The organism is Acidovorax sp. SUPP950 (assembly GCF_030158935.1).
Lineage (GTDB): Bacteria > Pseudomonadota > Gammaproteobacteria > Burkholderiales > Burkholderiaceae_C > Paracidovorax.
In genome coordinates, this window is record NZ_BQXE01000002.1 from 585,553 (window position 1) to 603,909 (window position 18,357).

Here is an 18,357-nt window from a genome sequence, read left to right on the forward strand (position 1 = left end):
GAGGGCCGCCTTGGGGGCGGCAGGCCCTTCAAGTCCGCGACTGGGCCCCGGCCGCCGCGCCGGATGCCCTTCGCCGCCGCTCGCCCAGGCGCAGGCCGAGCACAAGGCTGGCGAGGAACACCGCGAGCGCCAGGTACGCCTGCAGGTAGTAGCTCCAGCCCTGCTCGGCATACAGGTAGGGCCCGACGTCGGTGGAGTGGATCTCCAGCAGCAGCCCGGCGAACCACAGCGCGGGCACCACGGCCAGCGCCGCGCCCAGCCACCGCCGCCAGGCCATGCCCGCCATGCACACGGCCGAGGCGCCCAGGGCCACGGCCCAGATGTGCCAGAGCGCCGGCGTCTTGTCGCTGACTTCGGCCATGGCCAGCCCCGGTGCCAGGGCCAGGGCCAGGAGCGCGGTGGTGCTTCGGGCCTTCATTGGGGTGGGTAGCGGACGGTGAGCGGTATGTAGCATTCGGGAAGGCCTCCCAGTTCGCTCTTGAGCTTTTCGACGAACTTGTCGATGTGCACGGTCAGGTCGATGCAGCCGGCGCTGCCCGGCGTCGAGCCGCCGTGGATGAAGAAGCCGCCGCGCCCGTAGGTTTCTGTGCCGGGATAGGGGTGGATGGTCAGCCGGAAATTGCCCCAGGCCGCGCGCGGCGAGCGGTACAGGTTCTTGAGCCAGTTGTTGGCCCACATCTCGGACGGCTGGATCCAGTAGTCCCCTTCGGGGATGGGCCCGGCGTTGCGGGTCTTCTGCCATTCGGTGGAGTAGTCGAATTGGCCGTTCTTGGGTTTGCCGGACACGGCGGGCAGCGCGAGGACGGATTGCGTGCCCGTGCCGCGCAGGACTTTTCCGTCGAATTGCAGTGCGATTTTCGATTGCAGGCATCCGGGGGCGTGGGGTCGGCTGCGCTCCAGGGCGTAGGGATCGGACATGGCAGGGTGAAAGGGTTGTCGCCGCGCAAAAGGGCATGCGCAACGGGCAGGGCGCCCGGGCGGTTCAGCGCGGCCGGCCGATTCTAGGAGGGGGCTCTGCCGGGGCCCGTGCGTTTTTGTAATGTCGGGTGTCGGGACGTATCGCACGCCGCACGCTGAACGCGCGCCCTCTGGCGCGCTACACCGACCAGGTGCGCGGCCGCTGCGCCGCCATGCCCCAGCACTGTGCACGCCAAGCCCCCCACACGGCTTGCAGCAGGCCCATGGCGGGCTCCACCACGGGGGCGAGCACCCGCACCACCACCATGTTCGGATGGGGGCTGGTGGCGCCGGCCGTGGCGGCCAACGGGTGCCCGTCGATGGCGGCGCGGGCGGCGTCCAGCGCGCCTTCGCGCCGCTCGCGCGTCAGGGCTTCGCCGGCGATGAAGAAGACCGACGCCATGCAGCGGTGCCCCGCCAGGCCCAGCGGGCCGTCGAGCAGCAGCCGGTCCGCCGCGTCGATGCGGCCGCGCTCCAGCCACACGCCCGGCACCTCGATGTGCTGGGTGAAACGGCCCGATTCGAAGGGTTGCCCTGCGTGGGGCAGGCCGAGCGCGGTGACGTCCCAGCCCAGGCATTCGGCGCCCGGGGACACCTCCAGCGTGAGCCGGTTCTCGGCCTGGCAGGCGTTGTAGCAAAGGGCTTCGAGCGGCAGCCATTCGAGCCGCGCGCCGGGCGCCAGCACGGCGTGCGCGCGCTGCAAGGCAGGGGCACCGGTGGATCGGTAAAAGCGCGTGGCGCCGGGGGTGGTGACCAGGCCGTGCGCGCCGGCCGCGACGGTGGTGCGGATGTCCAGCGTGTCGCCCCCCACCAACCCGCCGGGCGGGTGCACCAGCACGTTGTGGCACACCGCGTCGCCTTCGGGGTACAGGCTTTGCAGGATGCGCAGCGGGCCGCCGTGTTCGAAGCGCGCCACCGTGCGCTCGGCCTCGCGGCGGTAGTCCAGTTGCAGGTGGGCGTGCCAGGTCATGCGGTTGCTATCAAATCGTGAGCTAGACCGGCATGATATCCGCCGGCATCGGGCCGATTCGATGCCGACCGGGCACAGGGGATGGGCTTCAGGCTTTCCACGCGCCCCGGTGCGAGGCCGAGGACTCCTCGATCAGCGCCGGGCCGATGCATTCGATGGCATGGGACGAGGCCGCGAACACGTCGCGGCACGACAGTTCGGCGTCGCGCTGGTCCAGCCGCTCGCCGCGAAAGGCGCGCAGCCGCACGGCGTCGATGCCGTACACCACGCGCCCGATGTTGGCCCAGAAGATCGCGCCCGCGCACATCACGCAGGGCTCGCCGGACGAATACAGCGTGGCCTGCGCGAAGGCCTCGCGCGGATGGTGCGGGCTGGCCAGCCGCACGGCCGAGGTCTCGGCATGCGCGGTGCAGTCGCCGGTCTCGCCGTTGGCGTTCCAGGCCTCGGCCAGGATGCGGTCGTCCGCACCCACGATGACGGCGCCGAACGGGCGGTTGCCGCGCGCGCGGGCCTGGTCGGCGAGGGCGATGGCGCGGCGCAGGTACAGGCCGTCGCGCGGGGCGAGGGGGACTTCCTCGGGCAGTTCGCCAGTGGGGGAGGCAGGCATGTTCATCGGGCGGTCTCCGCTGTCAGGCCGGCACCTTGCGGTCGGCCGCAGGGGGCAGGAACGCCGGGTTGAACACGCGCTCGGCCGCCGGCTTGCGGGCCAGGCCGAACGTGGTGGCGATCTCGTCGATCTGCCGCGCCAGCACGTCCGCCTGCACGCCGCCCAGGCCGATGGCCTGCGTCTCGGGCGTGGCGAGGTACTGCCGGGTAATGGCCCAGCGGGCGCGTTCCATGTCCATGTTCAGGATGGGCTCGCGCGCCTTGATGGCGGCCATCGCCGCGTCGGGGTTGGAGAGCGTCTCGCGCAGCGCCCGGTTCGTGGCGCGCAGGAAGGCCCGCGCCACGTCGGGCCGCTCCTGCAGCAGCCGGCCGGCCAGGATGGCGTTGCCGTAGAGATTGAGCCCGGTCTTGCCGTACTCGAGCACGGCCAGGTCCTGTGGCGGCATGCGGGCGAACAGGGATACCGCCGAGTCGTGGAAATAGGTGGCCGCGTCCACGTCGCCGCGCACCATCACGTTGTCGCGCGCGCTGAAGTCGGTGGTCACCCACTGGAACAGGTCGGGGCTGGTGTTGAGCTGGCGCGCCACCATGGGCCAGCTGCGGCGCGTGGATTCCACGGCGGCGGCGGCCACGCGCTTGCCCTTGAGCGACTGGAAGTCGGTGGTCACGCCGCGGTCCTTGCGGCCGATGATGACGAAGGGCGCGCGGTTGTAGTACTGGTAGATGGCCTGCACCGGCGCATCGGCGTTCTGCGCATGGAACTCCGCCAGCGCGCTGATGTCGCCCAGCCCCAGGTCGTAGGCCCCGCTGGCCACGCGCGTGATCGAGGCCACGGAGCCCGAGCCCACGTCGATGGCCACGTCCAGTCCCTCGTCCTTGTAGTAGCCGTTGGCGGCGGCCAGGAAGAACGGCGCGGTCTGGCTGGTCACGCGGAAGTCGAGCGTGAACTTGAGCGGTGTGGTGGCCTTGCCCTGGGCGTGCACGGCGGGCGCGGCCAGGGTGGCGGACAGGAGGGTGGTGGCGGAGGTGGCGAGGAATCGGCGGCGTTGCATGGCGGTGGCTCCAGGTTCGGGGTAACGACCGGCCACGGCGCATCTGCGCCGTGCATCGGTGCGAACTGAGCAATTTCCGGGCAACGGCGCTGTGGGGAACGGGCCGGGCTGAACGCTTCTACTCGGAGGCGGCGTTGCATGAAGCGTGCCTGCACAACGCAGTTCGAGCCCCATCGGGGTGGGTGGGTAAGGCATGGCCGAGGCGTGTCGCCGCTGGTGCATTCCCGGCGGGGCAGGCACGCGGCTGGTGCATGGCCGTCCCCGTTGCGGTGAGGCGCGGCGGCGCGGCGCGTGCAGCCGCTGCGCCATGGCACCTGCCCACCCGCTGCACACGGATTGGCCTGCGATTTGCTTGCACGCCCCGCAAGAGTAGAAGCGTTCAGCCCGATGGCCCGCACCGCGCGGGCCATCGGCGGGTCATTGCTCTTGAAGCCGGTGGTGGCCGCCGGCGCGCCGTTGCCGTCCTGGCGAATGCGTGCCGACGGTCGCCGCCTTTGTCCCCTTCAAGAGCCCCGTGGCGCGTGCCTGCCTGGCCGTGTCCGCCATGGGCCTTGGTTCATCCAAAGAGGAAACCCGCCATGCAGCAGAGCACCGCCAACCCCCCCGCCATCTCCCCTGCCGACCCCGCAGACGCCACCGCCGATGTGCGCGGCGAACTGGAAAAGGAAGCCCGCATGGGCGGCATGGGCGCTGAAACCAGCGCCCGAGAAATCCGGCGCATCGACCTGTCCGACTTCGAGCACCGCAAGGCCGAGATCGCCGAGCAGTTGTGGAGCGCCTCGGTCGAGATCGGCTTCTTCCAGGTCACCGGCCACGGCATTGCCGTGGAGGACATCCGCAACGCCTTCGCGCGCGCCGAGGCGTTCTTCGACCTGCCGCGCGAGACCAAGGCGCAGTGGCCGCTGGCGCGCAATGCCGGCTGGGAGCACAAGGCGCAGGTGCGCCCGTCCACGCGCACGCCCGACCAGAAGGAGTCCTACCAGGTCACCCGGCCGCGCATGGCGGGCCTGTGGCCCAGCGAGGCTGAGCTGCCGGGGTTCCAGGAAGCCACCTTGCGCTTCGAGGCGCAGTGCTGGCACGTGGGCATGCAGCTGCTGTCGTGCTTTGCGGACCGGCTGGGGTTCGATCCGGACTTCTTCACCCGCGCGCACGACCCGTCGAGCGCGGCCTACCAGAGCACCCTGCGCATGCTCCATTACTTCGCCGTGGACCCGGCGCTCAAGGACGAGCTGGGCCTGTGGCGCGCGGGCGCGCACACGGACTTCGACTGCCTCACGCTGCTGTTCCAGCGCCCGGGCCAGGGCGGGCTGCAGGTGCTGCCCGGCAAGGAAATGGAGAGCCGCCAGTGGACCAGCGTGGAGCCGGCCGAAGGCGTCATCACCTGCAACATCGGCGACATGCTGACGCGCTGGAGCGATGACCAGTTGCCCAGCAACTTCCACCGCGTGCGCAATCCGCTGCCCCACGAATACCAGGGCGCGCGCTATAGCCTGGCGTTCTTCTGCCAGGCGAACGAGGATGCCGTGGTGGAAGGGCCGGGCCGCAAGTACCCGCCGATCACCGCGGGCGACTACCTGCGCCAGCGCATCACGGCGAATTTCGCGAAGTACTGAGCGCGTCAGGCGGCTTTCGAAGGGCCCGGCCGCGGGGCTTAGCCAGTCCGCAGCAGGTCCCAGGCACTACACCGTCGAGGTCAGCGGCGCCGGCATGGTTTCGGACGCGCCGCGCGCCGGCAGGACGATGTGAAACACGCTGCCCTGGGCCGCGTTGCTCGCATGGATGCGCCCGCCGAAGGCCTCGACGATCTTGCGGCAGATGGCCAGCCCCAGGCCGGTGCCACCAGAGCCGTCGCGCGTCGTGCTGGACTGCATGAAGGCCTCGAAGATGCGCTCGAGTTCCTCCTCGGGCACGCCCGGTCCGCTGTCTTCGATCTCGATGTGGATCTGCCCCAGGCCGTCCATGAAGCCGCGCAGCTCGATGGTCGATCCCCCGGGCGAGAACTTGACCGCGTTCGCCAGCACGTTGCGCACGACCTGCTGGAACCGCAGCGGATCGGCCTTGGCGACCAGCGGCAGATCCGGCAGGTCCAGATGCAGATACAGCCGGTGCCGGGCGAGCAGGGGGTCGAACTCCCGCGCTACCGAGCGGATGAGCCCGCGCAGGTCGGTGCGCTCCAGGTGGAAGGTGCCCACCGTGCTTTCGATCTTGGCCACATCCAGCAGGTCGTTGACCAGTGTGAGCATGCGCTGCCCTGCGGCATGAATGTCGTTGAACATGCCGGCCAGCCGCGCATCGGCCGGGCTGCGCAGCGTGCCCAGTTCGGCGAACCCGATGATCGACTGCAGCGGCGTGCGCAGCTCATGGCTCATGTTGGCCACGAACTCCGACTTGGTGCGCGAGGCCTCCTCGGCCGCGGTGCGCGCCTCCTGGATGGCTCGCTCGGCCATGCGGAAATCGGTCACGTCCATCAGGATGCTCAGCACGCCAGTGGCATGGCCCATCTCGTCGGTCAGCGCCGCCTTGAAGACGCGGGCGTCGCGGTGCGTGCCGTCGCCGTGCAGCAGCCGGGTCTCCAGCGTCATCTTGCCGCCCTGCATCAGAAGGCACTGGTTCGCCTCCACCACGACGTTGGCCTCGTCCGGCGGAAGGAAGGCATGCAGCCGCTCGCCGATCACCTGCGCGCGGCCCCGTCCCTTGTATTCCTCCCAGGCGCGGTTCACGAGCACCACGCAATGGTTCTTGTCCGTCAGGGACATGGGCAGGGGGTTGGTTTCGAGCAGCAGGTTCTGGAAGGCCAGCTGGGCCTGAAGCTTCAGTTGCGCTTCCCAGCGGCCGGTCACGTCCACTGCGCTGCCGGCGAAGCCGGCAATGCGCCCTTCGCTCACGAGCGGGACCACCGCCAGCTCGAACAGCAGGTGTCGGCCATCGGCGCTGCGGATCAGGGCCTGGCAGGTGCGCGCCTGCGCCGTGGATTCGGTGTCGAGCATGGCCAGGACCTCGTTGCGGCTGATCGAGTCCACGATGTCCGGCAGAGTCTGCCCCACGGCATGCGAGGGGCTGCGCCCGCTGATCGTGTCCCACCGCGCGTTGGCATAGGTGATGACGCCGTGCGCATCGGTGCGGAAGATCAGCTCCTGCACGCTGCTGATGAGCACCGCCAGATCGTGCTGGCTCTGTGCGATCTTGCGTTGTGCAAGGTTCATCGAGCGCTGCGCGGCCTCGCGCGCGCGCAGGCCGCGCCAGGCGGTCGCGGTCAGTCCTAGGGCGAGCAGCACGGCGGCCAGGCCGATGCCGAGCATGCTCCGGGCTTCCTGCAGCCACCGGTCCAGCGCCATCGCGTAGGGCTCCTCCACGATCGCCACCAGCGGCTTGTCGCGCGAGGCACGAAAGGCCAGGATGCGGTCGCCGCCCAGCACGCCCTGGCCGACGTAGCTGGCGAAGTCGCGGTGGGGCAGGTAACTGTGGAAGACGGGCAGGTGGTCGATCCGCCGGCCGGCCAGGGCGGCGGCGGGCGCCGAGCTGGCCAGCACCTGGCCGTCGTCTGTGGCGATCACCGCGTCGTAACTCAGGGACTCCAGCGTGAGGTACTGGAAGTTCGACAGCGCGCCAGGGTTGACCAGCCCCACGAGCATCATGTCCCGGCCGCCGTTGGTGCGAAAGCCGCGCAGCAGCGGTATGAACGACATGCCCGCCGGAGCCACGTCGGGGGGCGTGGTGCGGCGCAGGCTGCCCAGGCTGCGGCCCGGCACCAGCGGGCCGATGCGCTGGCGTTCTTCCTCCACCCAGGGCCCCAGGCCCGTGACGTCGATGAAGGTGCCGGCCTCGCCGTTGACGGTGCTCGCGACCACCAGGCCCTTGGTGTCCACCACCGCCACGCCGCGCATGAAGGGCAGCCCCGCCAGCACCTGCCGCATCGCGACCTCCATCGCCTGCGTGCTGGTGGGTGCCTCGGTCAGTGCCTGCGAATGCGCGAGCACGCCCAGTGCCATGTCGCCGGCATCGAACGTGCGGGCGGCCTGGTCTTCGATGATTCGGGCCAGCAGCTGGGCCTGTACCTGGCTGGCGGTCATCGTCGCGCGCATGTCGTTCACAGCCAGCAGGGCCATCGCGGCCGCGGCCAGCAGCGCGGCCGCCACGCCGGCGGCCAGCACAAGGCCGCTCGCCGGCAGCCCACGAAAGCGCAGCGCCGGTTCCGCCGCGGGCGATGGGGGGGAGGGCGCGCGGCGCTTCATCGTCATTTCAGGGCTCGATCACCTGGCCGAGGCCGTTCTTTTCCGCGGCGGCCTTGAGCCGGCCATCGCGCTTGATGCGGACCACGAAGTCGTTCATCTGCCGCAGCCACGCACCATCGCCGGGACGCACCGCGTAGGCGTAGGGCACGACCTGGATCGAATGCGCCGGCACGAGGAGCTTGGCCCAGTTGGCGTTGTCCAGCAACTGGCGGCTGTAGAAATAATTGGTCATGAACACATCCACGCGGCCTGAGATGAGCTCCTGCTCGCGCGTGGACGGCGCGTCGACCGGTACCACCCGCGCATGGTGCAGTTGCGCCGTCATGATCGGCCCCGTCAGGGTGCCTTGCTGCACGCCGACCCGCACGCCGGGCTGGTCGATGTCGGCCCATTGCGTGACCACCGCATTGTTCTTGGTGGTGATGGCATACACGTCGCTGTGCAGGTAGGGCTGCGTGAAGTCCAGCACCTGCCGGCGCTGCGGCGTCACGGCGATGGCGGACATGGCCACATCGCAGCGGCGGCTGGTGAGGTCGGCCACCAGCGATGGAAAGGATGAATCCACGTACTCCAGGCGCGCGCCCAGGTCTTTCGCGAGTTCGGCCGACAGGTCGATGTCGATGCCTTTCAACTCCCGCGTGCGAGGATGGCGGTAGGTCACCCCGTAGTAGTCGGGCCAGATGCAGACCCGCAAGACCCCGGTCGAGCGCACCCGGTCGGACACCGACTCGGCCTTTGCAGCCGGCCACGCGGCCATGCAAATCAGCAGCGACAGGGAAAGGGCGATCCGCTTCATGCCATCCATTCTTCAGGGCCGTGCCCTGCAGGGAAAAGGGCACGCGATGTCCTCGGGATGCGGGCCGGCCGGGAGGGCGGCCTGGGGTGTCCGTGCATCATAGGCCCCTGCCCGATCCATGGGCGCGCGAAGCGGGCTTTTTGCCAGGCGCTGGTGCGGGGGCGACGAGCGGTGATGACCATGGCGTGGGCGGTGAGAAAATGATAGAAATAAAAAAATGGCGCGATGGGCGGATTTTAATCAGAAAAATCATTTTTATCATCTTTAAATTTGTTTGTTTTGAACCCAACAGCGGCACAATTCACGCATGGCAACATCTGTTCCTGAGATCTCCGATCTGACCGATCACTGCACCACCCTGGAGGTGGCCAAGCTGCTCGGCATGGCCGTTCGATCCGTTCAACTCATGGTGGACCGCGGGGAGCTCCAAGCCTGGAAGACGCCCGGCGGACACCGGCGCATTTCCCGCGCGTCCGTTCAGCAATGGCTGCAGGGCAACAAGGCCGCCCCCTCCCCGCCGCACAACCGACGAGCGGACGACGCGCGGCCCGGGGCCGAGGCCGGCGCGCCGAAAAAGCCCCTGCTGTTGCTCATCGAGGATTCGACGCACTTCCAGAACCTCATCCAGCTCATCGTGCAGCAGCAGTTTCCCGAACTGGGGCTGCAGGTGGCCGACGACGGCATTGCCGGCCTGGCCCTGTATGGGCAACTGCAGCCGGACATCCTCATCGTGGACATCCTGCTGCCCGGACTGGATGGCGCGACCCTGATCACCACGCTGCGGTCCCATTCCCAGTTCGCGCGCAGCGAGTTGATCGTGGTGACCTCGCTCGACGAGTCGCAGCGCGCGCCCTATGCCTTCGCCCTGCAGGGCGTGGCCGTCATCCACAAGCCCCGGCTGGTCGCCGAACTGCCCGGGGCGCTGCAGGCCTGCCTGGAAACGCTGCGCCATGGATGATCCCGTCGTCCTCCTGGTGGAAGACGATGCCCTGGTGTCCCGTTTCGTCGGCATGGTGCTCGACGACCTGCCGGTGCGGCTGCAGATCTGCAGCAGCGTGGAGCAGGCGCTGCAGTTTCTGGCGGAGCACCGTGTCCAGCTGGTGATCACCGATCTGATGATGCCCGGAGAATCCGGCATGGGGCTGATCCAGCGCATGGCCGCCGACCGCTCCCTCGCCGCGGACGCCAAGGTCGTGGTGTTCAGCGCGGGATTGAATACCAAGGTGCGCGAGCAACTGGCGTCGATGAACATCTGGCGTACGCTGGCCAAACCGGCTTCGGTGGGCGATCTGCAAGGCTGCGTGCGGGATGCCCTGCAACTGGCCGGCCAAAGTCCTCCCCCTGCGCCGCCCGCGCCTGCCGCCCCGGCGGTGGAGGGCCTGGCGGAGCACGAAACCCTCGCGGTGGCCACGCACTTCGCCAACAACCGCCGCCTGTTCGAGAGCTATCGCGAGCGCTGCCTTTTGCAATTCCCCAAGGATCGCGCGGAGGGGGACCGGGCCGCCGCCGTGGCCGACCTGGCCGCGCTGCGCCGGCTGGCGCACAACCTGCGCACCGTACTGCTCACGCTGGGCCGCAGCGAAGGCCACCAAGTGGCCAGCCGCCTCGAAGAGGCCGCCTGCGCCGAAGACGTTCCTGCCGCTGTGGCCGGCTGGAAAGCCCTGCGAGATCATCTGAACGCTTGATCTGAAGCCGCAGGGCGCCTTCGTCAGCGGCCGGCCATGGCGCTAAGCCTGGGGATGGCACGGGGGTCCGCTACGGGCTGGGCACGCCTTTTTCCGACGCCCGCCTGCCCGCTGAACGATGGACCTGCCTGGTGTGCCATGGCGTTGCTCACGCCCGTTTGTGCGCCGAGCTTGAAAATGGCCACGGCCTGCAGGAGTTGCTGGGCTTGCGTGCTCAGGCTGCTGGCTGCCGCAGCGCTTTCCTCCACCAGGGCCGCGTTCTGCTGGGTGACCTGGTCCATCTGGACGATGGCCTCGCCCACCTGGGCTACGCCCTGGCTTTGCTCGGTGCTGGCGGCGCTCACCTCTCCGATGATGTCGGTGACGCGGCGGATGGCCGTGACCACCTCGGTCATGGTGCTGCCGGCCTTCGCCACCAGCGCCGTGCCCTCGCCCACCTGGGCGACACTGCTGTCGATCAGTGACTTGATCTCTTTCGCGGCCTCTGCGCTGCGCTGCGCCAGGTTGCGCACTTCGCTGGCCACCACCGCGAAACCACGGCCTTGCTCGCCGGCCCGGGCGGCCTCCACGGCGGCGTTGAGCGCCAGGATGTTGGTCTGGAAGGCGATGCCGTCGATCACGCCGATGATGTCGGCGATGCGTTTGGAGCTATCGTCGATGATCTTCATCGTGCTCACGACGTCGTTCACCACCTGACCGCCCTGAACGGCGACGGTCGATGCGCTCACGGCCAACTGGTTGGCCTGGCGGGCGTTGTCCGCGTTCTGTTTCACGGTGCTGGACAGTTCCTCCATCGAGGCCGCGGTTTCTTCCAGCGCGCTGGCTTGCTGTTCGGTGCGGGCCGACAGGTCGCTGTTGCCCTGGGCGATCTCGGCGCTGGCCGTGGCCACGCCGTCGGAGCCATGGCGCACGGTGGCCACTACCGAAGTCAGCGCCTCCTGCATGCGGGCCATGGCGGCCATCACGCTCACCGTGTCGCCGCTGCGTACCACCAGTGCCGCGCTCAGGTCGCCGGCCGCCACATTGTTGGCGGCTGCCGCCAACGCGGAAGGTTCGGCGCCCAGCGAACGGGAGAGATCACGAACGATGAGCCAGCCGACCAGCACGCTGACGACCAGCATCAGCGCTGCGGCCACACCCAGCACCACGGCCATGTTGTGGGCATGGGCCAGGGCCTCTTTGGCGACTTGATTGGCCAGGCCACGCTGGATTTCGCGGGATGCGTCCACGGCGCCGAACAAGGCGTTTTGCAGGGTGCGCACTTCTTTGATCAGTAACGTTCCCGCCGCTGCGCTGTCACCGGCTTCCGCCAGAGCGATGGCCCGATCGATGGCCTGGTTGTAAGGCTCGCGGTTGGCGTTGATGATGCGCAGTTGCTCGCGGGTCACCGGCAGGGCCAGCGACGCATCCAGCTGCTGGAGCAGTGCGGCATTGGCCGCGCGAGCTTCGGCAACCTTCTTCTTCTCGCCCTGGCGCAGTGTCGGGTCGCTGGAGATGATGATGTTGCGCACTGCGCGCGCGCCGTTGTTCAGGTTGTCCTTGATGTCGGTGAACTGTGCCACCTTGACCATGCGGTTGGCCGACACCTCGGCCAGGTCCTTGGCCAGGCCCTGCATGCGGAGCGCAGCGAGCAGCGCAATGGCGACGCCGAGGGTGGCGAGCAGCCCGAATCCGATGATCAATCGGGTGGAGATCTTTAGGTGTTGCATGGTCAGTGCCTCGTCAATACGGTGGTGAAAATATCATTTTTATTAATTATGCCATTTTCATTTCAAACGTGTGCAAACGTTTCCTGGGTGTGCGCTCGTTGGCAGCCAGTCGCGCAGGCCACGGCTCGGCCCCCAGAGCACGGTGGTCCAGGCAGCGGCAACAGGACGGAGTGGCGCATCCGGCGTGAGGCTCGGCGCGACGATGAAGAAGCAGCGAAGGAAAAGAGCAGGGCGCCGCGCCCGACGCTCAGCGTTCGGTGCCGAAGCTCAGGGCATCACCCAGCGGTCCGCCGCCGCCCGGATGTGCGAGCGCATGGCCGACTCCGCCAGCAAGGGGTCGCGCGCCGCGAGGCAGCGGTAGATCTGCTCATGCTCGGCCAGGGCCGCGTGCCAGGTCGGCTGGCCTTCCAGCCGCTCGCGCATGTGGCTGGCCAGCGGCCCGCGGCGCTCGTCGAACAGGCTGCCCACCAGCCGCACCAGCACCGAGTTGCCGGTCATCTCCGCGATGCGCACGTGGAACTCTCGGTCGTGCTCCAGGACGTCGCGCCCGGCCGCGATGTCGGCGCGCATGGCGTCAATGCTGGCCTGCACACGGACCAGGCCGTCCGGCGTGGCATGCACGCACGCCAGCACGATGACCGCCCCTTCCACCGCGCCCCGCGCCTGCATCAGTTCGGCCGGGCTCTCGCCCATGGAAGGGGGCAGGGCGGAGCGCCGCAGCGCGCGGCTGCACACATACACGCCCGAGCCCATGCGGATTTCCACGCTGCCTTCGATCTCCAGGGCGATCAGCGCCTCGCGCAGCGAGGGGCGTGACACGCCCAGTTGCTGCGCCAGATCGCGCTCGGGCGGCAGGCGGCTGCCTTCCCGGTAATCGCCCTGCTGGATCAGCAGGCGCACCTTGTCCGCGATCTGCTGGTACAGGCGGCGGGATTCGAGGGCTTTGGTGGAGTCGTTCATCGAGCGTGTACATGAAATTGGCCAGACCATATGGCCTGACCAAACGAGGGGCTGCGCGCAGTGTAGAGGGTGAAATCACTAGATTCCAAGCATTGGATCGCTGAAAACCCTGCGGCTGGGGTTAACCCGGTAAGGCCAATTTGAATTTGGCGCTCAAATTGGCCTTACCAGAAACCCCTGCGATGGGCCGCCGAGCGGTCCGCACGCCGACACTGCCTTGAACTACGCTTTCGACTTCTCCGCGCCGCTGGCCTACTGGCCCGACCTCCTGGCAGGGGCGTGGACCACGCTGTCGCTGTCGCTGGCATCGACCTTCTTCGGCTTCCTGGTGGGCGTGTTCTGCGCCCTGGCCAACACGGGCCGCTCGCGCTGGCTGGCCCGGCTGGCGGGGGTATACATCGAGGTCATCCGCAACACGCCGCTGCTGGTGCAGGTGTTCATCGTGTACTTCGGGCTGGCCTCGCTGGGCATGCAGGTGGGCGCTTTCACCGCGGCCATCGTGGCGCTGGTGGTGAACGTGGGGGCCTACACCAGCGAGATCGTGCGGGCCGGTATCGAGTCGATTCCCAAAAGCCAGCTGGAGGCGGCCGAGTGCATGGGCCTGTCGCGCTGGCAGACGCTGCGCCATGTGGTGCTGCCGCCGGCCATCGAGCGCGTGTACCCGGCGCTGTCCAGCCAGTACGTGCTGCTGATGCTGGCCTCGTCGATCTGCTCGCAGATTTCGGCCGAGGAGTTGACGGCGGTGGCCAACCGCATCCAGTCGGACACTTTCCGCTCGGTAGAGACCTATCTCATCGTGGCCGCGGCGTACCTGGCCATGTCGCTGGTGATGCGCGGCGCGCTGTGGCTGGTGGCCATGGTCGCCTTCCCGCGCCGCCGGCGCCTGGGCACCCCCCTTTGAAAGCCGCAGGCACGCACCATGGGCTTTCTCAACGCATCGCACCTTCATTTCCTGTTCGACGGCCTGCTGTGGACCGTGGGGCTTTCGCTGCTGGCGTTCGCCGGCGGCGGGCTGCTCGGCTTTGCCGTGGCGCTGGGCAGCTCGTACGGGCCGCGCTGGTCGCGCCTGGCCGTGTCCCTCTACATCAAGCTGATCCAGGGCACGCCGCTCCTGGTGCTGCTGCCGCTGGCGTATTTTGGCCTGCCCTCGCTCGGGTTCAACGTGGCGCCGCTCACGGCAGCGGCGCTGGCGCTGTCGATTTACGTGTCGGCCTACCTGGGCGAGATCTGGCGTGGCTGCATCGAGTCGGTGCCGCGCACGCAGGCCGAGGCCGCGGAATGCCTGGCCCTGCGCTGGCACCAGCGCGTGTGGCACGTGATCCTGCCGCAGGCCGTGAAGATCGCCACGCCGCCCACCGTGGGCTTCATGGTGCAGATCGTCAAGAACACCTCGCTGGCCTCGGCCATCGGCTTCGTGGAGCTGGCGCGGGCGGGCCAGATCATCAACAACTCCACCTTCGAGCCGTTCGTGATCTTCGTGATCGTGGCCGCCCTGTATTTCGCCCTGTGTTACCCGCTGTCGGTGCTGAGCCGGCGCCTGGAGAGGAGCTTTCATGTCGCCCATCGTTGAGATCGAGAACATCTCCAAGTGCTTCGGCGCCACCCGCGTGCTGGAAGGCGTGTCGTTCACGGTGAAGAAGGGCTCGGTGGTCGCCATCATCGGCCAGAGCGGATCGGGCAAGAGCACGGCGCTGCGCTGCATCGACCGGCTGGAAACGGTGGATGCCGGCCGCATCCGCGTGTGCGGCCACGAGGTGACCGCGCCGGGGCTGAACCTGCACCAGCTGCGCCGCGACGTGGGCATCGTGTTCCAGAGCTACAACCTGTTCCCGCACCTCACCGTGCTGGAGAACATCATGCTGGCCCCGCGCCTGGTGCAAAAGGCCGCCAAGGCCGAGGTGCGCGAGCGCGCCCAGGCCGTGCTGGCGCAGGTGGGCCTGTCCGACAAGGCCGACTGCTACCCCTCGCAGCTGTCGGGCGGCCAGCAGCAGCGCGTGGCCATCGCCCGCTCGCTGGCCATGCAGCCGCAGCTGATGCTGTTCGACGAGGTGACCTCGGCGCTGGACCCGCAACTGACCGGCGAGGTGCTGCGCGTGATGGAAAAGCTGGCCGAAGGCGGCATGACCATGATCCTCGTCACGCACGAGATGGGCTTTGCGCGCAAGGTGGCCGACGAAGTCATCTTCATGCACCGGGGCCGCGTGTGGGAGCACGGTCCGGCCTCGATCCTCGATGCGCCAGCCACCACCGAGCTGCGCGATTTCGTCGGCAACGGCCTGTAGCGCTGCCACGGTGATTCCCGAGCCCCGCGCCAGACGGGGCCGACCCCCAACCCTTCCTTTTCACACGGAGACAAAGCCCCATGACAACACCGCGTTCCTTCCTGCTGCGCACCCTGCTGGCCTCGGCCGCCCTGATGGCCTTCGGCGCCGGCAGCGCCCATGCCGATCTGCTCAAGGACATCCGCGAGGCCAAGAAGATCCGCATCGCTCTCGACACCGGATCGCCGCCCTACGGTTTCGTGGACGACGCGATGAAGCCCGTGGGCTCCGACGTGGAGACCGCGCAGCTGCTGGCGCAGGACCTGGGCGTGGCCCTGGAGATGGTGCAGACCACCAGCCCCAACCGCATCCCGTTCCTGCAGACGGGCAAGGCCGACATCGTGGTCGCCTCGCTGTCGGTCACGCCCGAGCGCGAGAAGGTCATCGACTTTTCGGTGCCCTACGCGCAGATCCTCGCCGTGGTCGCCGCCCCCAAGGCCGCGGACATCAAGGGCTTCGAAGACCTGCAGGGCAAGCGCGTGGCCACCACGCGCGGCTCCAACAACGACAAGGTCGTCACGCAGGGCGCCAAGGGCGCGCAGATCGTGCGCTTCGACGACGACGCCACGCTGGTCACCGCCGCGGTGAGCGGGCAGGCGGACATCATCGCCACCTCGCCCGCCATCGTGAACACGGTCCTGGCGAAATCGCCGCAGAAGGACCTGGTGCAGAAGTTCGTCATGCAGAAGGTGCCGCTCGGCGTCGGCCTGCGCAAGAACGAGCCCGAGCTGAAGGCCTGGATCAACGACTGGATCACCAAGAACACCGAGAACGGCAAGCTCGTGGCGATCTACAAGAAGTACCACGGCGGCAACTGAGCCAGCGGCTCAGTCCACCGACCCACCCACCCCTCTTTTTCCTGCATTGCGAGCCTCCCATGCTGACCGTCATCTGTGAAACCCCTGGCACCCTGCGCGCCGTGGAGCGCGAGCGCCCCGTGCGCGGAGAGGGCGAAGTGCTGCTGCGCGTCAAGCGCGTGGGCGTGTGCGGCACCGACCTGCACATCTACACGGGCAACCAGCCGTTCCTGCAGTACCCGCGGGTGATGGGGCACGAACTGTCGGGCGTGGTGGAAGAGGCCGTGCCTGGCGGGCGGCTGGCGGTGGGCGACGTGGTCTACGTCATGCCCTACCTGTCGTGCGGCACCTGCGTGGCCTGCCGGCAGGGCAAGACCAACTGCTGCGTCAACATCCAGGTGCTGGGCGTGCACCGCGACGGCGCTTTCACCGAGGTGCTTTCGCTGCCCGAGGCCTTCGTGCACCGCGCCGAGGGCGCCACGCTGGACCAGGCCGCGATGATCGAGTTCCTCGCCATCGGCGCGCACGCCGTGCGCCGGGGCGACGTTCAGCCCGGCCAGCGCGTGCTGGTGGTGGGGGCCGGCCCGATCGGCATGGCCGCCATGATCTTCGCGAAGCTGCGCGGCGCGGAGGTGACGGCCATCGACGGCCGGCAGGACCGCGTGGCCTTTTGCCAGCGCGAGCTGGGCGTGGCCCATGCCGTGGCGCTGGGCGAGGGCGACGAGGCGCAGCTGTCCGCCGCCACGGGCGGCGAGTTCTACGACCAGGTGTTCGATGCCACGGGCAATGCCAAGGCCATCGAGCGCGGCTTTGGCTTCGTGGCGCACGGCGGCAAGTACGTGCTGATCTCGGTGGTGCGCGACACCATCACCTTCTCCGACCCCGAATTCCACAAGCGCGAGACCACGCTGCTGGGCAGCCGCAACGCCACCACCGAAGACTTCGAGACCGTGCTGGCCGCCATGCGCGCGGGCCAGGTGCCCACGGCGGCGCTCAACACGCACCGCATGGCCCTGGCCGACGTGCCGGCCGATTTCGCGCGGCTGCTGGACCCCGCCCAGGGCGTGGTCAAGGCCCTGGTGGAAGTCTGAGGAACGCGCCGCCATGGTCCAACCCATCCTCCAGTTCGGCACCAGCCGGTTCCTGCAGGCGCACGTCGATCTGTTCGTGTCCGAGGCGCTCGCGGGCGCTCCCGGCGCGGGCGATGCGCTGGGCGGCATCACCGTGGTGCAGACCACCGACCGCCCCGACGGCGCGGCCCGCGTCGCGGCGCTGGCGCGCGGCGAGGGCTACCCCGTGCGCATTCGGGGTCTCGCCGGTGGCGAGCGCGTGGACCGCACCGTGCAATGCACGGCGGTGCGCGAGGCCTGGCAGGCCGCCACGCACTGGCCCGAGCTGCGCGCCGCCGTGGCCGGCCCGGTGCGCGTGATCGTCTCCAACACCGCAGACCGCGGCTACCTGCTCGACGATCGCGACGGCCCCGCCGCGCTGCGCCCAGGCAGCGCGCCACCGCACAGCTTTCCCGCCAAGCTGCTGGTGCTGCTGCACGGGCGCTGGCAGGTCGCGCCGCAGGCGCCGATCACGCTGCTGCCGTGCGAACTGGTCGAGCGCAATGGCGACGTGCTGCGCGATGTGGTCGCGGGCCTGGCGCGCCAATGGGCGCTGCCGGCCGAATGCACCGACTGGCTCACGGCGCACTGCGTGTGGGGCAACTCGCTGGTGGACCGCATCGTGTCCGAGGCCATCGCGCCCGTGGGCGCGGTGGCCGAGCCCTATGCCGTGTGGGTGATCGAACGCCACCCGCGCCTCACGCTGCCGTGCACGCACCCGGCCATCGTGCTCACCGACGACCTGGCGTTCCACGAGCGGCTCAAGCTGCTGCTGCTCAATGCCGGCCATACCTACCTGGCCGAGCGCTGGCAGCAGGAAGGCCGCGCCGCCGGCGAGACCGTGCGCGAGGCCATGGCCGATGCCGCGCTGCGTGCCGGGCTGGAGGCGCTCTGGGCCGAGGAGATCCTGCCCGTGTTCGGCGCCCTGGGCGCGCGCGCGCAGGCCGAGGCCTACCTCGTCGACGTGCGCGAGCGCTTCGAAAACCCGTTCCTGGACCACCGCATCGCCGACATCGCGCAGAACCACGCGCAAAAGAAGCAGCGCCGCTTCGGCCCCCTGGTGGCCCTGGCGGCCGAGCACGCCCCGCACCTGGCCCAGCCACGTCTGAAGGCGGCCCTGGCCGCCGCCTGATCCTTTCATTCCTTGCTTGCCACCGACCCTG

The 18,357-nt window shown here is 68.9% G+C and carries 19 protein-coding genes; 10 read left to right on the forward strand and 9 right to left on the reverse strand.

All coding sequences use genetic code 11. The features are described 5' to 3' along the window. Positions 1-28: 28 nt before the first annotated feature. The 5 genes from AVME950_RS11795 to AVME950_RS11815 all read right to left on the reverse strand — a co-directional run bounded on the left by AVME950_RS11795 (position 29) and on the right by AVME950_RS11815 (position 3,585). A complete protein-coding gene (locus AVME950_RS11795) occupies positions 29-418 on the reverse strand; it encodes a hypothetical protein (protein ID WP_284429964.1) in 390 nt (129 codons plus the stop codon). Beyond that, positions 415-918 (reverse strand): tlde1 domain-containing protein, encoded by a 504-nt coding sequence (locus AVME950_RS11800; RefSeq protein ID WP_284426156.1) that lies wholly within the window; start codon positions 916-918, stop codon positions 415-417. Before AVME950_RS11800 ends, AVME950_RS11795 begins: the two co-directional genes overlap by 4 nt. A 178-nt stretch (positions 919-1,096) precedes the next feature. Next, positions 1,097-1,927: an urease accessory protein UreD gene (locus AVME950_RS11805; RefSeq protein WP_284429965.1), complete on the reverse strand. Its 831-nt coding sequence runs from the start codon at positions 1,925-1,927 to the stop codon at positions 1,097-1,099. An 88-nt stretch (positions 1,928-2,015) separates the two neighbouring features. Further along, positions 2,016-2,540 (reverse strand): nucleoside deaminase, encoded by a 525-nt coding sequence (locus AVME950_RS11810; protein ID WP_284429966.1) that lies wholly within the window; start codon positions 2,538-2,540, stop codon positions 2,016-2,018. A 16-nt stretch (positions 2,541-2,556) separates the two neighbouring features. Then, positions 2,557-3,585, reverse strand: a complete 1,029-nt coding sequence (locus AVME950_RS11815) for an ABC transporter substrate-binding protein (protein WP_284426158.1) — start codon at positions 3,583-3,585, stop codon at positions 2,557-2,559. Between the two features lie 578 nt (positions 3,586-4,163). Between AVME950_RS11815 and AVME950_RS11820 the strand changes: the two genes are divergently transcribed. Next, on the forward strand, positions 4,164-5,198 hold the full coding sequence (locus AVME950_RS11820) for an isopenicillin N synthase family dioxygenase (RefSeq protein WP_372588157.1): 1,035 nt from the start codon (positions 4,164-4,166) through the stop codon (positions 5,196-5,198). 66 nt (positions 5,199-5,264) lie between these two features. Here the strand turns inward: AVME950_RS11820 and AVME950_RS11825 are convergent, their stop codons facing one another. Together AVME950_RS11825 and AVME950_RS11830 are read right to left on the reverse strand one after the other, a co-directional pair. Continuing rightward, positions 5,265-7,823, reverse strand: a complete 2,559-nt coding sequence (locus tag AVME950_RS11825; RefSeq protein ID WP_284429967.1) for a sensor histidine kinase — start codon at positions 7,821-7,823, stop codon at positions 5,265-5,267. A gap of 1 nt (position 7,824) precedes the next feature. Next, positions 7,825-8,613, reverse strand: coding sequence for an ABC transporter substrate-binding protein (locus AVME950_RS11830; RefSeq protein ID WP_284429968.1), 789 nt, complete (start codon positions 8,611-8,613; stop codon positions 7,825-7,827). An 86-nt stretch (positions 8,614-8,699) separates the two neighbouring features. Between AVME950_RS11830 and AVME950_RS11835 the strand changes: the two genes are divergently transcribed. The 3 genes from AVME950_RS11835 to AVME950_RS11845 are packed head-to-tail and all read left to right on the forward strand — an operon-like array spanning position 8,700 to position 10,298. Next, positions 8,700-8,954 (forward strand): hypothetical protein, encoded by a 255-nt coding sequence (locus AVME950_RS11835; RefSeq protein WP_284429969.1) that lies wholly within the window; start codon positions 8,700-8,702, stop codon positions 8,952-8,954. After that, positions 8,921-9,571, forward strand: a complete 651-nt coding sequence (locus AVME950_RS11840; protein WP_284429970.1) for a response regulator — start codon at positions 8,921-8,923, stop codon at positions 9,569-9,571. Before AVME950_RS11835 ends, AVME950_RS11840 begins: the two co-directional genes overlap by 34 nt. Beyond that, positions 9,564-10,298, forward strand: a complete 735-nt coding sequence (locus tag AVME950_RS11845; protein WP_284429971.1) for a response regulator — start codon at positions 9,564-9,566, stop codon at positions 10,296-10,298. The genes AVME950_RS11840 and AVME950_RS11845 overlap by 8 nt, the downstream gene beginning before the upstream one ends. 23 nt (positions 10,299-10,321) lie before the next feature. Here the strand turns inward: AVME950_RS11845 and AVME950_RS11850 are convergent, their stop codons facing one another. Together AVME950_RS11850 and AVME950_RS11855 are read right to left on the reverse strand one after the other, a co-directional pair. Further along, positions 10,322-12,007, reverse strand: coding sequence for a methyl-accepting chemotaxis protein (locus AVME950_RS11850; RefSeq protein ID WP_284429972.1), 1,686 nt, complete (start codon positions 12,005-12,007; stop codon positions 10,322-10,324). A 267-nt stretch (positions 12,008-12,274) separates the two neighbouring features. Next, positions 12,275-12,967, reverse strand: coding sequence for a FadR/GntR family transcriptional regulator (locus AVME950_RS11855; RefSeq protein WP_284426163.1), 693 nt, complete (start codon positions 12,965-12,967; stop codon positions 12,275-12,277). 217 nt (positions 12,968-13,184) lie between these two features. On the opposite strand from AVME950_RS11855, the gene AVME950_RS11860 reads away from it, so the two are divergent. The 6 genes from AVME950_RS11860 (at position 13,185) to AVME950_RS11885 (ending at position 18,326) form a co-directional block, all read left to right on the forward strand. Next, positions 13,185-13,868 carry an amino acid ABC transporter permease gene (locus tag AVME950_RS11860; protein ID WP_284429973.1) on the forward strand — a complete coding sequence of 228 codons (684 nt, stop codon included), beginning with the start codon at positions 13,185-13,187 and terminating at the stop codon, positions 13,866-13,868. Positions 13,869-13,886: 18 nt separating this feature from the next. Continuing rightward, a complete protein-coding gene (locus AVME950_RS11865; RefSeq protein ID WP_284429974.1) occupies positions 13,887-14,537 on the forward strand; it encodes an amino acid ABC transporter permease in 651 nt (216 codons plus the stop codon). Then, positions 14,521-15,249 carry an amino acid ABC transporter ATP-binding protein gene (locus tag AVME950_RS11870; RefSeq protein ID WP_284429975.1) on the forward strand — a complete coding sequence of 243 codons (729 nt, stop codon included), beginning with the start codon at positions 14,521-14,523 and terminating at the stop codon, positions 15,247-15,249. Before AVME950_RS11865 ends, AVME950_RS11870 begins: the two co-directional genes overlap by 17 nt. Before the next feature lie 80 nt (positions 15,250-15,329). Then, the gene (locus tag AVME950_RS11875) at positions 15,330-16,106 is read left to right on the forward strand and encodes a transporter substrate-binding domain-containing protein (protein WP_272567691.1); all 777 of its coding nucleotides are present in this window, start codon (positions 15,330-15,332) and stop codon (positions 16,104-16,106) included. 59 nt (positions 16,107-16,165) lie between these two features. Continuing rightward, positions 16,166-17,176: a zinc-binding alcohol dehydrogenase family protein gene (locus tag AVME950_RS11880; protein WP_284396881.1), complete on the forward strand. Its 1,011-nt coding sequence runs from the start codon at positions 16,166-16,168 to the stop codon at positions 17,174-17,176. 13 nt (positions 17,177-17,189) lie between these two features. Then, positions 17,190-18,326, forward strand: a complete 1,137-nt coding sequence (locus tag AVME950_RS11885; RefSeq protein ID WP_284429976.1) for a mannitol dehydrogenase family protein — start codon at positions 17,190-17,192, stop codon at positions 18,324-18,326. The last annotated feature ends 31 nt before the right edge of the window (positions 18,327-18,357 follow it).